The organism is Microbacterium sp. 16-032 (genome assembly GCF_041079455.1).
In the GTDB taxonomy this organism is placed as follows: Bacteria; Actinomycetota; Actinomycetes; order Actinomycetales; family Microbacteriaceae; genus Microbacterium; species Microbacterium testaceum_A.
On the sequence record NZ_JBFYGQ010000003.1, the window covers coordinates 18,974 to 33,917 of the forward strand.

A 14,944-nucleotide genomic window follows, 5' to 3' on the forward strand; every position below is an offset into this window, starting at 1 on the left:
CGCTCCTCACGTGGATCTCGCGTCTCGGCGCGAACCGCCGGTGCTCCCCCGATCCTACTGATCCCGACCGTGCGGCTGGATAGGCTGAGGGGTATGGCAACGAATGCGTCTCGTGCGGTCGGAGTGGACATCGGCGGAACCGGCATCAAGGCCGGGATCGTGGATCTGGATGCCGGTGAGCTGATCAGCGACCGGGTGAAGGTCGCGACGCCCGAGGGTGCAGAGCCGGCCGACGTCCTCGCGGCGGTGAAGCAGGTGCTCGAGACTCTGGAGGCCCCCGCGGATCTTCCCCTGGGCGTCGCGTTCCCCGCGATCGTGAAGGGCGGCCGCACCCTTTCGGCCGCGAACGTCTCGAAGTCGTGGATCGGTTTCGAGGCCGAGAAGTTCTTCGAGCAGGGCCTGTCGCGCGACATCCACTTCGCCAACGACGCCGACGTCGCCGGTATCGCCGAGGTGCGCTACGGCGCGGCCAAGGGCGTGAACGGTCTCGTCATCCTCACGACGCTCGGCACGGGCATCGGGTCGGCGATGATCTACGACGGCGTGCTCGTTCCCAACAGCGAGCTCGGTCACCTGCAGCGCGCCGGGCACAAGAAGGACGCCGAGCACTTCGCGGCCTACTCGGCCATGGAGCGCGAGGAACTGTCGTGGGACAAGTGGGCGAAGCGCCTGCAGTGGTACTACGACTACGTCGAGTTCCTCTTCAGCCCCGACCTCATCGTCGTCGGCGGGGGCGTGTCGAAGCACTCCGAGAACTTCCTCCCCCTGCTGAAGCTGCGTGCTCCCATCGTCCCGGCGAAGCACCGCAACAACGCCGGCATCATCGGCGCCGCGTCGCTCGCGGTGCCGGTGCCCGAGGCGCTGCCCGCGGTCAAGTAGATCCGGGGCCGGTGCCGTGGCATCCGGAAACCTTTCAGGCGGCGTCTGCCCGACGCAGGCTGACCGCGTTGCGCCACACGACGGGTGCCCAGTGGCCGCCCTCGCACGGCACCTCGAGCATGACCACGCGGTCGTTGCCACCCGTCGCCCACGCGGGTTCGCGGGTGGCGGCCCGGTTGGGCCAGGTCACCCACGCCCATACGGGGCGCTTCTGCGCGTACCACTCGATGGGTCGCGCTCCCCAGGTCTCGGGCTGCAGCGTGCAGGGGGCGATGGATGCCAATACCCGAGCGACCATCTCGTCGCTGACTCTCGTCGAACCCATGCACCGGACCCCTTCCCCGGCCGTGGTCGAGTGTAGAACATATGTCCGACACTCGGCATCGGGGTTGACCCGCGAGCGCGTCTAGCCGAGCAGCAGATTCACCCGCTCGCGCATGGCGGCGGCGGCCTGCTGGCGCGTGCGCCCATTGCTCGGCGCCTGCAGGAGCTCCGCCGCGACCTCGACGAGGATCGCCGTGCCGAGGAACAGATCGGCCGCGCCGACGGCCCCCGAATCGCCGTCGCGGCTGCGCGTCGTCTGCAGCGCGGCCGCGGGCGTGCCGAAGCGCGCACGCACGATCGCCCGCTCGTCGGCGGTCGCGTCCCAGAAGGGTCGTCCTGTCGCGTCCGCCCGATCGATGAGGTTGACCAGGAAGTCCCGTGCGTCGTCTTGTGCCACGACAGGTCTTCGGAGCCGGGCCGCGCTCAGATGTCGACCGGAGTACTGGTTTTCGGCGTGCGATCCCGAGGGGCGAATGGGCCGGCCTGTACGCCGGGTTCTGTCCGGGGGTCGAAACCCCGTGGACGGTCATCTCTCTCGGCGACACGTTGCCGTGCCGCTCCAGCGGCCTACCCGGGGACTCGGCGAGCCGCGTCGTCATCCCCTGTCTGGCCTTGCTCCGGACGAGGTTTACCTCGCGGGTCGTGTCACCACGACCCCGGTGGTCTCTTACACCACCCTTTCACCCTTACCCCGCACCCCGAGGGGACGGGGCGGTCTGCTCTCTGTGGCACTGTCTCGCGGATTGCTCCGGGTGGGCGTTACCCACCGTCCTGCCCTGTGGAGCCCGGACGTTCCTCGGCACGGGCGAACCCGTGACGCGACCGTCCAGCCGACCCATTCGCGCTCGCTAGTCTACGGGGCCGTGCCGCGCCGACACCGTCACCGGGCGACGAGCAAAACGCCACCGAGGATCGCCGCGGGCACTCCGATGACGAGCCCGAGCAGAATGGCGATGTCGCACCAGACCGAACGCCGCCGCAGACGTCTCCCCGCGGCGGCGACCTGCGTGCGGGGGAACACAGCGCGGGGGTCGGTGTACGGCACGACCTGCGTACGGACTTCGGCACCCAGGAGGGTCGCGAAGCGCAGCAGAGCGGGCATTTCCGTGGCATCCCGGCCCCGCCGGAATCGGGTGGATGCCACGAGCAGGAGGTCGTCGACGACTTCGACGTCCCAGTTCCGTCCGTGCTCGAGGAGGCAGACGAGGACGTCGGGTGTGAGGACTTGGAGAGCGTCGCGCGCGTAGCCGAGAGGAGCGTAGACCGCGAAGTGGCGATCCATCTCGCCCTCGAGGGACACCCGTTGCGCGCCCGGTAGCTCGGCTCGGAGGCGTCCGTTGCGCACCGAGTCGATCATGATGTGCGGCATCGGGCGGGGCAGCCGGAGAGCGAGGAAACGAAAAGCGTGGCGCGGCCCGCGCGCGGCATCCCGTCCCCCCTCGAACGTGGCGACGCCCAGGCGAAGCGGGGCATCGTCGAAAGGTGGCCGATACAGCTCGAAGGCGCTCCCGTACGAGGGATCGGCACCGGGGGCCCGCTCGGCGAAGAAGACTCCGCCCATCTCGAGAGGTGAGCCGAATCGCGCGTACGACAACCCCACAGAACGCGCGAAGCGGTGCAGGGCGAGTTCGCGCCGCACTCCGGCCGGATAGGCGACCAGTGCGGCCCCGAGCGCCAGCCCGAGGACACCCGCCCACAGTAGGACGACAGCGACCAGTCCCGCGAGCGTGTCGAGCCATGCGGCTCTGACGACCTCGAACTGCACGAGCGCCCACCCGACCAGGAGCAGGACTCCGAGGGCGAGTGTGCCCACGCCCGACGCGGCCAGGCGGTAGGCGAGCGGATCGGCGTCCCTCACCGCGGCATTCGAGGCGCGTCGCGGGTACGGCGGCAGCTCGATCACCCCTCGAGCGTACCGAGCGCCCGTCAGCCCTTGTCTGCGGTCGTGCCGACGCGGAGGTCGAGGGGGAAGTCGATGGGGAACGCTCCGAAGAGCAAGCGCCCGGCGAATGCCGCCGCCTCCCGCACCGCGTCGGCCACGGCATCCGCGTGCGCAAGAGGGGTGTGCACCACGATTTCGTCGTGCAGGAAGAAGGCGAGGTGCGGCGCCCGGTGGAACACCGGTCCCGACGCAGGCGCCGCGTGGGCGACATCCACCTCGGGGAACCTCGCGAGACGTGAGCGGAGGTCGGCCAGCCATGCCAGCGCCCACTCGGCTGCCGTGCCCTGGACCACGAAATTGCGTGTGAAGCGTCCGCGGTCGCGCGCGGATCGGCGCGCGCGTGTTTCGTCGATCCCGGATGCCGCAGCGTCGCTCGCCCGAGATTGCAGCGCGCGCCAGGACTCCCCAGCAGTGGGGGACGTCCGACCGAGCCAGGTGTGAACGACCCCGCCGTCCTCTCCCGTGCGCGCCGCGTCGTCGACCAGTTGCATCGCGCAGGGGAACGTGCTCCGCAGCCGCGGGAGAAGCCGTCCGCTCTCTCCGGTGGTGGCGCCGTACATCGCCCCGAGCATCGCGAGCTTCGCTTCGGCGCGGGTGGCGACGGCACCGCGCTCGACGATGCCGGCATAGAGATCGCGACCGGATGCCGCCTCGGCCAACGCCGTGTCACGTGCCATCGCGGCGAGGACGCGGGGTTCGAGCTGGGCCACGTCGGCGGTGACGAGCGTCCAGCCGGGGTCGGCCCGCACCGCGGTCCGCAGGGCGCGTGGGATCTGCAGGGCTCCCCCGCCCGACGAGGCCCACCGCCCGGTGACGACGCCGGCCGGCACGTAGACGGGACGGAACCGACCGTCGCGCACCCACTCGGCCAGCCACGCCCAGCCGTTCGCGGTGTAGAGGCGCATCTGCTTTTTATAGGCGATCAGTGGGGCGACGGCGGGGTGGTCGTGCTCGGACAGCTCCCAGCGGCTCGTCGATTGCACGAGCAGGCCGGCGCGGTGCAGGGAGCGCAGCAGTCGCGGCTGCGAGTCGAGCGAGGCTTTCGGGTCGCCGAGCGCGTCGCGGACGACGGCGGCGGTCTGCTCGATGCGCTCCGGGAGCCCGCCGCCGCGCCGCGGCCCGAGCTCGGTCTCCAGCAGGCGCTCGTGCGCCTCGACACTCCACGGCACGCCCGCCGCGTGCAGTTCGACGGCGATGAGCGCACCGGCCGACTCGGCGGCGGCCAGCAGCCGCAGGGCGCCGGGTGTCGCTGCGGCGGCGATGGCGCTATGCTGGCGCCGGTATTCGGCGACCGCTTCGTCGGCGGATTCGGGGACTCCGGATGCCGATTCCCCCAGGTCGAAGAGGGCGTCGCCCGCGTCGGGTGGGATGGATGCGGCATCCCAGGCGGTCGCGCGGCGGAGCCCGGCGTCGTCGGTGACGGCCACGGCGTCGCGCAGGATCGCGTGCACCAGCCGAAGGTCCCACGCTCGTGCGACGCGAACGCCTGCATTGAGCAGCTCTGGGTAGGCGGTGGTGGTGTCGGGCCAGACCCAGCGCACGTCGCCCGCGTGCTCGCGCGCGCGGACGGCCGCGACGAGCTCGTCGACCTCGGTCGAGCGAAGCGGGTTCGCGTCGGCGTCGAGCTCGATCAGGACGGGGGAACCGGATGCCGCGCGGGCGACGACGACCGTGTCAGAGGCCACGGCCGTCTCGGGTCATCGGGACTCTTCGGTGCGGACGAGGATCGCGCCGCACTCGGGGCAGAACACGACCTCGTCGGTCTGCGCGCGACGGACGACGGCGAGATCGCTCGGCGGGAGCACCATGCGGCACGCTTCGCACGCCCCGGCACGCAGGAGTCCGGCACCGTTGCCGCGCGATGCCAGGCGCTCATAGAGCCCGAGCAGGTCGGCGGGAACCGAAGCGGCCACGGCGTCACGGTCGCGGCGCGCGCCCTCGAGTCGCGTGGTCGCGTCGGTGACGGTGGTCTTGGCCTCGGCGCTGAGCTGAGCGCCCTGCGCGTTGGTGTCGGCGATCACGGCCTCTTGCTCGGCGACAGCGGCATCGGCTGCCTCGAGGCGCTCCATGAGGGCGATCTCCATGTCTTCGAGGTCGCTCTTGCGCCGCTTGAGCGAGGTCAGCTCGCTCTCGAAGCCCTGGGCCTGCTTGGGGTTCGACGACGCGGCAAGTCGCTCGGTGTCGCGGGCGATGCGGGCGTCGACCACGGCGACGTCGGACTCGAGGCGCTTCAGTTCGGCGTTGATGTCGTCGCGGGAGTTGGCGCGCGTCGAGAGCTCTTGGGTGAGCGTCGCCCGCCGCGCGATCAACTCGCGCACGCGCTCGGCCTGCGGTGGGTTGCCGGCGACCTTCTCGTCACGGTGGATACGCGCGTCGAGGTCGGCGAGGTCGAGCAGTTTGCGCTGGTCGGCGGGATCGGCATTCACGTCCCCCACGCTACCCCGGGCCTCGGACATCCGCGGTACGCGTACCTGGTGCGCGGTCACCACCGAATCGGGTCGACCGGGTGGAGCGGTGGTGGCGAGGCTTCTTCGAGGATCCGCTCAACTATCCCCCGCGTCCGTGCGCTCATGCTGTCGCCGGGGTAGTACCCCTCATAAAGGTCCTCCGCCGCATCGATGGTGCCGACTTCACAGAGATGAAGCAGCCGACGTATGTCATTGACATCGCGACCGGGGCGTCCTGCTCGAAGTTTCATCGCCAGCAGCGTCTCCGCCGAAGCGACCTCGATGACCACACCATCGGCGTCGTAGAGCTTCTCCTATTCGGCAGGGCGACCGATCCAGGGAGTTGCTCCGAGCTGGTCGACCTCGAAATTCAACCAAGCCTTCGGCCATCCGCGTCGCTCGGCGACGCGCGCTGCCGCCTCGGCGACGGCATGATCGTCCTGGCTCGTCACCCCTGTTGCATCCAGGTCGTTTGTGGATTCCCGTTCGAAATGGCGGAGCGCAATTGCGGCGCCCCCGACGAGGCGGATGCCGACGCGATCCCCGCTGGCGACGAGTTCTTCGACGAGATCGCGCAATGCTGCGACGATGTCGTCCCGCCCGAGGATGGGCACCTCAGACGCTCGCGAGGGTGTCGCTCCAGATGAGGACACCGTGCTCGAGGAATTCTTCCGGTACATCGCCGGGGCCAGGGCGCGGGTCGGCGGGGTCTACCTCCAGTGTCCTCGGTGACGTGAGGTGCCGGTTCGGTGTCTTGGTCCATTCCGGATGCGGCAGATTCTCTTCATTGAGGCGAAGAGAGACGAGCGCGGCGAGCGCGGAGTCCCACACGGCTTCCCCGGTGGGCTCCGGCTCGGCCACCACCAGCACTCCACGGATGAGCCCGCGTTCGGCCTGAAGGTCGTCGCTGAGTTGGATGAACGCGCGAAGCGCGCGGTGTCGATCGCCGCGCCGCAGATGCGAGCGAATGGACGACGCGGCAGTCGCGACATCGTCGCGACGAGTGGGGGCAGAGTACAACCGGTGGCCGGTCGCGCCGAGAATGCGCTCGACCGTTCCATACTCGAGCTCGCCCGCACTCTCGGCGCGCGAAATGCGCCCCTGATCGACGTGAAGCCGATCGGCGATGGCCTTCTGCGTGAGATTGCGGCTCTTGCGAGCGGCGCGAAGCAGCGGTGTCGCGGTCGTCACGTGCCCTCCAATATGTATTACGTGCCATATTACAAGGTTCCCGTCTCGGTGGATCGACGGGGCCGATTAGGATCGGACGGACCAGGGCCTTTAGCTCAGCTGGTAGAGCGCCACGTTTACACCGTGGATGTCGTCGGTTCGATCCCGGCAGGGCCCACCCCTTTCAATCGCACTGTCTTTTTCTCTCCTGGGATCATGGGCGGATGGACCAGCTCACTCCGATCGACCTCGAGACGTGGCCCCGACGTCAGCACTTCGAGCACTACCTGCGCTCGTCGCCCTGCACCTACGCGATGACCGTCGAGATCGACGTCACCGACTTCGTGGCGGTTCGGCGCGCATCGGGGTGCCGCACCTCCATCGCGCAGATCTGGGCCATCGCGTCGATCGTGAACCGGCATCCGGAATTCCGAATGCGCGTCGACGAAGCGGGCGCGCCCGCCGTCTGGAACGTCGTCCACCCGGCCTTCACGGTCTTCCACGCGGAGCGGGAGACGTTCGCCTGTCTCTGGGTGCCGTACGACTCGGACTTCGCGGCCTTCCACGCGAGCGCCGAACAGACCATCGCCGCGCACGCGAACAGTCTCGACTTCTTCCCGCAGGGTGAGCCGCCCCGCAACACCTTCGACGTATCGAGCGTGCCGTGGACGAGCTTCACGGGCTTCACCCTCAACATCGAGAACGGCGCGTCGCACCTCGCCCCCATCGTCACCATCGGGAAGTACGTCGAGCGCGGCGAGCGCCTGTTCATGCCCCTCTCCCTGCAGCTCCACCACGCGGTCGCAGACGGATTCCACGCGGCCCGACTGGTCACCGAGCTCGAGGACCTGATGGGCGCCCCGACCTGGCTGACGGCGTCGCGTTAGTTCAGGATGTTCACGCTGCGCGAGATCACCAGCGCGAGAAGGATGAACCCCGACACCGCCTGCACCATCATGAACAGCTTCGCGCGCGTGCTGAGGGGCATGACGTCGGTGGGGCTGAAGGCCATGGCGTTGGATGCCGAGAAGTACAGGTAGTCGACGTACCCGGGCGCCCAGTCCTCGGTGTCGGACGAACGGCGGGCAACCTCGCTCACCGCGTCGCGGTCGGAGTCCTGCGGGAATTGGAAGTCCGCGGGCGGAAGCTCGTCGCGTGCGTCGCGACGGCGAGCGATGGGCCCTCCGCGGTCCATCTCCCAGTAGACGACGGCGTAGCCGATGACGTTGATCGCCCATACCTGCGCAGCCCCCAGCAGGGTGCCGGCCCCGCTTCCCTCCCCGCGCAGCAGCTGCTGGATGAGCAGGAAGAACGCGACCTGGTTCGCCACGAGCAGCACGGCGGTGAATGCCAGCGCGAACCCCCTCCCGACCGCCGACTCGCGCGACAGTCGGGAGGGGTTGGTCACGACCATGGGGATGGCGCACAGCACGCCGGCGATGACGACGACGTAGCGGAGCACGCCGGACGCCTCATTCGGCAGCACCGCGTACAGCCCCGTACCGACGGCCAGGGCGATCAGGACCGGCCAGCGATGCTCCGGCCGGGTGCGGAAGCCCTCGCGCTCATGGGTGCTCACGGGCTCAGGGTAGACCTGCGTCCTCGAGCGCCCTGTCGCGGCGCGGGGGCTGCAGGCGTTCTCGACGGGCATCCACTCGTCTCGACATCGAACCGTATGCGCGCAGGGCGAGGATCGCTCGCGCCCGCCGCGCATCCGATCCCGCTCCGACTCGCTAGGCTGGACGCTGGTTGATTGTGCGGAGCGAACAAGGGTTGCCGCACTCGTATGGCGATTCTCTGGCATGACCTGCCAGACGACGAAAGGTCTTCCGTGACTGTTCACGACCAGGATCCGTATTCGCAGGGGCCGCAGGACAGCGACCCGGAAGAGACCGGGGAGTGGCAGGAATCCCTGCGCCAGCTGGTCCAGGCGAAGGGTCCGGCTCGCGCTCGCGAGATCATGCTGAGCCTGCTCAAGGGCTCGAAAGAACTGCACCTGAACGTGCCGATGGTTCCGACCACCGACTACATCAACACGATCTCGCAGAAAAACGAGCCCGAGTTCCCCGGTGACGAGGAGCTCGAGCGCCGCTACCGCAAGTGGATCCGCTGGAACGCCGCGGTCACCGTGCACCGCGCCCAGCGTCCCGGCATCGGCGTCGGCGGCCACATCTCCACCTACGCCTCGTCGGCGGCGCTCTACGAAGTGGGCTTCAACCACTTCTTCCGCGGCCTCGACGACCCGTCGGGTGGCGACCAGATCTTCATCCAGGGCCACGCCTCCCCCGGCGCCTACGCCCGTGCCTACCTCGAGGGCCGTCTCACCGAGGCGCAGCTCGACGGCTTCCGTCAGGAGAAGTCGCAGGCGCCCAACGGCATCCCGTCGTACCCGCACCCGCGCCTCATGCCGGAGTTCTGGCAGTTCCCTACCGTGTCGATGGGCCTCGGCCCGATCAACGCGATCTACCAGGCGATGTCGAACAAGTACCTGTCGAACCGCGGCATCAAAGACGTCAGCGACTCGCACGTCTGGGCCTACCTCGGCGACGGCGAGATGGACGAGGTCGAGAGCCGCGGTCAGCTGCAGGTCGCGGCGAACGAGGGCCTCGACAACCTGACCTTCATCGTCAACTGCAACCTCCAGCGCCTCGACGGCCCGGTGCGCGGTAACGGCAAGATCATCCAGGAGCTCGAGAGCTTCTTCCGTGGTGCCGGCTGGAACGTCATCAAGGTCGTCTGGGGCCGCGAGTGGGACGACCTGCTCGCCCGCGACACCGAGGGCGCGCTGCTCAACCTCATGAACAGCACCCCCGACGGCGACTATCAGACCTACAAGGCCGAGAACGGCGCCTACGTGCGCGAGAACTTCTTCGGTCGCGACCCGCGTGCCCTCGAGCTCGTCAAGGACTACACCGACGAGCAGGTCTGGGGCCTCAAGCGCGGTGGCCACGACTACCGCAAGGTGTTCGCGGCGTTCAAGGCGGCCAAGGAGCACAAGGGTCAGCCCACCGTCATCCTGGCGAAGACGATCAAGGGCTACGGCCTCGGTCCGCACTTCGAGGGTCGCAACGCGACCCACCAGATGAAGAAGCTGACACTCGACGACCTCAAGTCGTTCCGCGACGCGATGGACATCCCCGTCACCGACGCGCAGCTCGATGAGAACCCGTACCAGCCGCCGTACTACAACCCCGGTGAGCAGGACGAGACGATCAAGTACATGCTCGAGCGTCGTCGCGCGCTCGGCGGGTTCCTGCCCGAGCGCCGCACCACGCACGTCGGTTTCGAGCTGCCCGGTGACGCCGCGTACGCGCTGCCCAAGAAGGGATCGGGGACGCAGGAGATCGCCACGACCATGGCGTTCGTGCGTCTGCTGAAGGACCTGCTGCGGGTCAAGGACTTCGGTCACCGCATCGTGCCGATCATCCCCGACGAAGCGCGCACGTTCGGTATGGACGCGTACTTCCCGACGGCGAAGATCTACAACCCCAAGGGTCAGCACTACACCTCCGTCGACCGCGAGCTGCTGCTGGCGTACAAGGAGAGCCCGCAGGGTCAGATCATCCACGTCGGCATCAACGAGGCGGGCGCCCTCGCGGCGTTCACCGCGGCGGGCACGGCGTACTCGACCCACGGCGAGCCGCTGATCCCGGTCTACGTCTTCTACTCGATGTTCGGCTTCCAGCGCACGGGCGACGCCCAGTGGGCGGCCGGCGACCAGATGGCTCGCGGCTTCATCATCGGCGCCACGGCCGGTCGCACCACCCTGACCGGTGAGGGCCTGCAGCACGCCGACGGCCACTCGCAGCTGCTCGCCTCGACGAACCCGGCGACCGTGTCGTACGACCCGGCCTACGGTTACGAGATCTCGCACATCGTTCGCTCGGGCATCGAGCGCATGTACGGCGGCAACCACCCCGACCCCAACGTCATGTACTACATGACGGTCTACAACGAGCCGTACGTGCAGCCGGCCGAGCCCGAGGGTGTCGACGTCGACGGCATCGTCCGCGGCATCCACCACATCTCGGCGGGCGAGGGTGATGGTCCCCGGACGCAGCTGCTCGCTTCGGGCGTCGGTGTGCCGTGGGCCTTCGAGGCCCAGCGTCTGCTGAAGGACGACTGGGGCGTGACGGCCGACGTCTGGTCGGTCACCTCGTGGAGCGAGCTGCGCCGCGACGGTCTCGCCGCTGACGAGCACAACTTCCTGCACCCCGAGGAAGAGCCCCGCGTGGCCTACCTCACCGACAAGCTGAAGGAAGCCGACGGCCCCGTGGTCGCCGTCAGCGACTGGATGCACGCGGTGCAGGACCAGATCCGCCAGTGGGTCCCCCAGAACTACTGGACCCTCGGCGCCGACGGCTTCGGCTTCTCGGACACGCGTGCCGCGGCCCGTCGTTTCTTCAAGATCGATGGTCCGTCGCTCGCCGTCCGTGCCCTGCAGGCGCTGGCCGCCGAGGGCAAGGTCGACGGCGCGGTCGTGGGTCAGGCCATCGAGAAGTACCGCCTGCACGACGTCAACGCCGGTACCAGCGGCAACGCGGGTGGCGAGGCCTGAGCGCGTGACGAGCACCACCGACGGGTCCGGTTCCGCCTCCATGGGCGGGGCCGGGCCCGACCGGTCTGCGGGCGCGGTCGCGGCCGCCGCGCAGGAGAAGGCCGACACCCTCACCTGGCTGCGGCGCATCTCGGGCGATCTCGCGACGGCGACCATCCAGCGCCTCGAAGAGACACTTCCCTGGTACGCCGAGATGCCGCCAGCCCGGCGGTCCGCCGTCGGGCTCGTCGCCCAGGCCGGCATCACCTCGTTCCTGCAGTGGTTCGAGGAGCCGGCATCCACTCCGGCGATCGCCGCCGACATCTTCGCCGCGGCCCCTCGTGAGCTTCTGCGCAGCGTCAGCCTGACGCAGACCCTGCAGCTCGTGCGCGTCACCGTCGAGGTGATGGAAGAGCGCGTCGCCGGACGCAGCGAGAAGGTGCGCGAGGCGATGCTGTCGTACTCGCGCGAAGTCGCCTTCGCCGCGGCCGACGTCTACGCACGCGCCGCCGAGGCCCGGGGCCTCTGGGACGCTCGCCTCGAAGCGCTCGTGGTCGACTCGATCCTCACCGGCGAGGCCGACGACGAACTCCCCAGCCGCATCGCCGCGCTCGGCTGGCACGGCCACGGAGAGGTCGCGGTGCTCGTGGGCACCACTCCCCCGCAACTCGACGTCGACCAGGTGCGTCGCACCGCGCGCAAGCTCGGCGTCGACGTGCTCATCGGCGTGCAGGGCTCGCGCCTGGTGCTGGTGGTCGGTCGTGCCGACCTGCCGGCGCGCGGTGGAGAGGATTCCGCCGAACTGCCCTTCCCCGAGATCGCCAAGCGTCTTGAGCCCGGTTTCGGGTCGGGCCATCTCGTCCTCGGACCGGCGGTCCCCGCGTTGGTCGACGCCGGGCAGAGCGCTCGTGCCGCCCTCGCCGGCTTCGCCGTCGCCCGCGCGTGGCGTCATGCCCCGCGGCCGGTGGAGGCCGATGATCTTCTGCCCGAGCGCGCCCTCGCTGGCGACGCCGTTGCGAAGCAGACGCTGGTGGATCGCGTCTACCAGCCGCTGCAGGCGCACAGCGCCGATCTGGTGGCGACGCTGTGGAGCTACCTCGACAACGGGCGCTCGCTCGAGGCGACGGCGCGCGAGTTGTACGTGCACCCCAACACGGTCCGCTATCGCCTGAAGCGCGTGTCGGAGGTCATCGGATGGGATGCCACGGGCCCCCGGGAGGCGCTCATCCTGCAGACCGCGCTGATCCTGGGATCGATCGGAACGGATGCCACGCGCCGTCGCGGACCCGTGGGTCGACGGTCGCCCCTGGCGCGCTGATGCACGGCGCGCACAAAGACACGCCGTATATCTGTGTCGATATCTCCATAAGCGTGGGCTCGATCGTTGGCAGGATGGAACGGTGATCATCGCCGTCTTCCCCGGGCAGGGCTCTCAGACCCCCGGGTTCCTCTCGCCGTGGCTCGAACTCGACGGAGCGCGCGAGCGTCTCGAGACCTTCTCGGAGCAGGCGGGCGTCGACCTCGTCGCCGCCGGCACCGAATGGGATGCCGATCAGATCCGCGACACCGCCGTCGCCCAGCCGCTGATCGTCGCGGCGAGCCTGCTGTCGTGGTCTGCGCTGAACGAGCGAGCCACGACCTCCGTCGCCGGTGTCGCGGGGCACTCGGTGGGCGAGATCGCCGCGTTGGCGGCATCCGGAGTGCTCTCCGACCAGGACGCGCTGCGCCTGGTCGGGCTCCGCGGCCGCGCGATGGCCGAGGCCGCCGCCACCGTCGAGACCGGCATGAGCGCCGTAGTGGGCGGAGACGAGACCGCCGTGCTCGAGCGCCTCGAGGCGCTCGGACTCACCCCCGCCAACTACAACGGCGGCGGACAGATCGTGGCCGCCGGCGAACTACCCGCCCTGGCCGAGCTCGCCGCCGAGGCGCCGCGCGGAACCCGCGTGATCCCCCTGCAGGTCGCGGGCGCCTTCCACACCCGCTTCATGGAGCCCGCCGTCGAGACGCTGCGCGCCGCCGCAGCAGACGTCCAGGTGTCCGACCCCGCCACGACGCTGTGGACCAACTCCGACGGCTCCGTCGTCACCGAAGGTCGCCGCGCCCTCGACCTCGTCGTCGCCCAGGTCTCGTCGCCCGTCCGCTGGGACCGCTGCATGGCCTCGTTCGGCGAGCGGGGCGTGACCGGCATCATCGAACTCTCGCCCGCCGGTGCCCTCACGGGCCTTGCGAAGCGAGCACTGCGCGGCACCCCCACCGTGGCAGTCAAGTCCCCCGACGACCTCGACGCGGCCGTCTCACTCCTGAAAGAAGACCAGGCATGAGCACCCCCACCCTCCGTCAGCTGCAGGGAGCCGCTCACACGCGCATCTACGCCTACGGTGCCGCGCGCGGTGAGAACTTCGTGCCCAACGACGACCTCGTGGGGCCCATCGACTCCAGCGACGAGTGGATCCGCCAGCGCACCGGCATCGTCACGCGCGTCCGCGCGAACAAGGACACGGATGCCATCGATCTGGCCACCGAGGCCGCGCGCGAAGCCGTCGAGAAGTCGGGCATCGCCCCCGACCAGATCGACGCCGTGATCGTCGCGACCATCAGCAACCCCAAGCAGACCCCCTCGGCCTCGGCCATCGTCGCCGACCGCATCGGGGCGAACCCCGCGGCCGCCTACGACCTGAACGCCGCGTGCGCCGGCTTCGCCTACGGCGTCGGTCAGGCCGACGCCCTCGTGCGGGCGGGTCTGGCGAAGCATGTCGTCGTCGTCGGCGCCGAGAAGCTCAGCGACGTCGTCGACCCCACCGACCGCAGCATCTCGTTCCTGCTCGGCGACGGCGCGGGCGCCGTCGTGGTCGGACCGAGCGACACCCCCGGCATCGGCCCCACCATCTGGGGCTCGGACGGATCGAAGGCGGATGCCGTGGGCATGAACGCCACGCTCACCGACTTCCGCGACGGCGTCGCTGCGTGGCCCACCCTCCGCCAGGAGGGTCCGACCGTGTTCCGCTGGGCCGTCTGGGAGATGGTCAAGGTCGCGCGCCAGGCGATCGAGGCCGCCGGCATCGAGCCCGCCGACCTCGCCGCCTTCGTGCCGCACCAGGCGAACATGCGCATCATCGACGAGTTCGCCAAGCAGCTGGGACTGCCCGAGACCGTCGTCATCGGTCGCGACATCGAGACTACGGGCAACACCTCCGCGGCATCCATCCCCCTCGCCACCCACCGCCTGCTCGAGGAACACCCCGAGCTGAGCGGCGGCCTCGCGCTGCAGATCGGCTTCGGCGCCGGACTGGTGTTCGGCGCGCAGGTCGTCGTGCTGCCCTGACGCGGCGACACCGAACCCTAGACTGATCGGGGCCTGACAGGCCCGCCCCCAAGAAACAGGAGACATCATGGCATTCACCAACGACGAGGTTCTCGCCGGCCTTGCCGAGCTCATCACCGACGAGACGGGTATCTCGGCCGACGAGGTCGCGCTCGAGAAGTCGTTCACCGACGACCTCGACATCGACTCCATCTCGATGATGACGATCGTCGTCAACGCCGAGGAGAAGTTCGGCGTCACCATCCCCGACGACGAGGTCAAGAACCTCAAGACCGTCGGCGACGCCGTGACCTTCATCACGTCGAACCAGTCCTGACACCTCC

General features: G+C 69.4%; 15 protein-coding genes, 1 tRNA gene and 1 other RNA gene. 8 read left to right on the top strand and 9 right to left on the bottom strand.

From position 1 onward, the window contains the following. Positions 1-93 precede the first annotated feature (93 nt). Complete coding sequence (gene ppgK / locus AB6V31_RS06260; protein ID WP_369364653.1) at positions 94-879, top strand: polyphosphate--glucose phosphotransferase; 786 nt, start codon at positions 94-96, stop codon at positions 877-879. 34 nt (positions 880-913) lie between these two features. Here the strand turns inward: ppgK and AB6V31_RS06265 are convergent, their stop codons facing one another. From AB6V31_RS06265 to AB6V31_RS06300, 8 genes are all read right to left on the bottom strand, one after another. After that, positions 914-1,204 (bottom strand): hypothetical protein, encoded by a 291-nt coding sequence (locus AB6V31_RS06265; protein ID WP_143017854.1) that lies wholly within the window; start codon positions 1,202-1,204, stop codon positions 914-916. A gap of 81 nt (positions 1,205-1,285) precedes the next feature. Continuing rightward, positions 1,286-1,600, bottom strand: a complete 315-nt coding sequence (locus AB6V31_RS06270) for a hypothetical protein (protein WP_369364654.1) — start codon at positions 1,598-1,600, stop codon at positions 1,286-1,288. A gap of 73 nt (positions 1,601-1,673) precedes the next feature. Next, positions 1,674-2,041: RNase P RNA component class A (rnpB, locus tag AB6V31_RS06275), an RNA gene on the bottom strand. 42 nt (positions 2,042-2,083) lie between these two features. Further along, positions 2,084-3,106, bottom strand: a complete 1,023-nt coding sequence (locus AB6V31_RS06280; RefSeq protein ID WP_369364655.1) for a hypothetical protein — start codon at positions 3,104-3,106, stop codon at positions 2,084-2,086. Between the two features lie 23 nt (positions 3,107-3,129). Beyond that, a complete protein-coding gene (locus AB6V31_RS06285) occupies positions 3,130-4,830 on the bottom strand; it encodes a bifunctional 3'-5' exonuclease/DNA polymerase (protein WP_369364656.1) in 1,701 nt (566 codons plus the stop codon). A gap of 12 nt (positions 4,831-4,842) precedes the next feature. Next, positions 4,843-5,571, bottom strand: coding sequence for a zinc ribbon domain-containing protein (locus tag AB6V31_RS06290; RefSeq protein WP_369364657.1), 729 nt, complete (start codon positions 5,569-5,571; stop codon positions 4,843-4,845). A 335-nt stretch (positions 5,572-5,906) separates the two neighbouring features. Further along, on the bottom strand, positions 5,907-6,206 hold the full coding sequence (locus AB6V31_RS06295) for a hypothetical protein (protein ID WP_369364658.1): 300 nt from the start codon (positions 6,204-6,206) through the stop codon (positions 5,907-5,909). A gap of 1 nt (position 6,207) precedes the next feature. Then, entirely contained in the window at positions 6,208-6,783 is a 576-nt protein-coding gene (locus AB6V31_RS06300) for a helix-turn-helix domain-containing protein (RefSeq protein WP_369364660.1), read from the bottom strand. 84 nt (positions 6,784-6,867) lie between these two features. On the opposite strand from AB6V31_RS06300, the gene AB6V31_RS06305 reads away from it, so the two are divergent. Beyond that, positions 6,868-6,940: transfer RNA gene (locus tag AB6V31_RS06305), tRNA-Val, on the top strand. Between the two features lie 46 nt (positions 6,941-6,986). Further along, positions 6,987-7,649: a CatA-like O-acetyltransferase gene (locus AB6V31_RS06310; RefSeq protein ID WP_074694975.1), complete on the top strand. Its 663-nt coding sequence runs from the start codon at positions 6,987-6,989 to the stop codon at positions 7,647-7,649. On the opposite strand, the gene AB6V31_RS06315 is transcribed toward AB6V31_RS06310, so the two are convergent. After that, complete coding sequence (locus AB6V31_RS06315) at positions 7,646-8,341, bottom strand: DUF1345 domain-containing protein (RefSeq protein WP_056231440.1); 696 nt, start codon at positions 8,339-8,341, stop codon at positions 7,646-7,648. The genes AB6V31_RS06310 and AB6V31_RS06315 overlap by 4 nt on opposite strands. Positions 8,342-8,593: 252 nt before the next feature. Between AB6V31_RS06315 and aceE the strand changes: the two genes are divergently transcribed. From aceE to AB6V31_RS06340, 5 genes are all read left to right on the top strand, one after another. Then, positions 8,594-11,320: a pyruvate dehydrogenase (acetyl-transferring), homodimeric type gene (gene aceE, locus AB6V31_RS06320; protein ID WP_074694976.1), complete on the top strand. Its 2,727-nt coding sequence runs from the start codon at positions 8,594-8,596 to the stop codon at positions 11,318-11,320. A 40-nt stretch (positions 11,321-11,360) separates the two neighbouring features. After that, the gene (locus tag AB6V31_RS06325; protein WP_056232370.1) at positions 11,361-12,617 is read left to right on the top strand and encodes a CdaR family transcriptional regulator; all 1,257 of its coding nucleotides are present in this window, start codon (positions 11,361-11,363) and stop codon (positions 12,615-12,617) included. Positions 12,618-12,699: 82 nt separating this feature from the next. Beyond that, positions 12,700-13,620: an ACP S-malonyltransferase gene (locus AB6V31_RS06330; protein WP_369364662.1), complete on the top strand. Its 921-nt coding sequence runs from the start codon at positions 12,700-12,702 to the stop codon at positions 13,618-13,620. Beyond that, the gene (locus AB6V31_RS06335) at positions 13,617-14,621 is read left to right on the top strand and encodes a beta-ketoacyl-ACP synthase III (protein WP_369364663.1); all 1,005 of its coding nucleotides are present in this window, start codon (positions 13,617-13,619) and stop codon (positions 14,619-14,621) included. The genes AB6V31_RS06330 and AB6V31_RS06335 overlap by 4 nt, the downstream gene beginning before the upstream one ends. A gap of 67 nt (positions 14,622-14,688) precedes the next feature. After that, the gene (locus AB6V31_RS06340) at positions 14,689-14,937 is read left to right on the top strand and encodes an acyl carrier protein (protein ID WP_022880558.1); all 249 of its coding nucleotides are present in this window, start codon (positions 14,689-14,691) and stop codon (positions 14,935-14,937) included. Positions 14,938-14,944: the final 7 nt, after the last annotated feature.

What these genes read in the sequence shown, in the direction of transcription:
- ppgK (WP_369364653.1), top strand. Translation starts at nt 94, where the DNA reads ATGGCAACGAATGCGTCTCGTGCGGTCGGAGTGGACATCGGCGGAACC.
- AB6V31_RS06265 (WP_143017854.1), bottom strand. Translation starts at nt 1,204, where the DNA reads ATGGGTTCGACGAGAGTCAGCGACGAGATGGTCGCTCGGGTATTGGCA.
- AB6V31_RS06310 (WP_074694975.1), top strand. Translation starts at nt 6,987, where the DNA reads ATGGACCAGCTCACTCCGATCGACCTCGAGACGTGGCCCCGACGTCAG.
- AB6V31_RS06325 (WP_056232370.1), top strand. Translation starts at nt 11,361, where the DNA reads ATGGGCGGGGCCGGGCCCGACCGGTCTGCGGGCGCGGTCGCGGCCGCC.
- AB6V31_RS06335 (WP_369364663.1), top strand. Translation starts at nt 13,617, where the DNA reads ATGAGCACCCCCACCCTCCGTCAGCTGCAGGGAGCCGCTCACACGCGC.
- AB6V31_RS06340 (WP_022880558.1), top strand. Translation starts at nt 14,689, where the DNA reads ATGGCATTCACCAACGACGAGGTTCTCGCCGGCCTTGCCGAGCTCATC.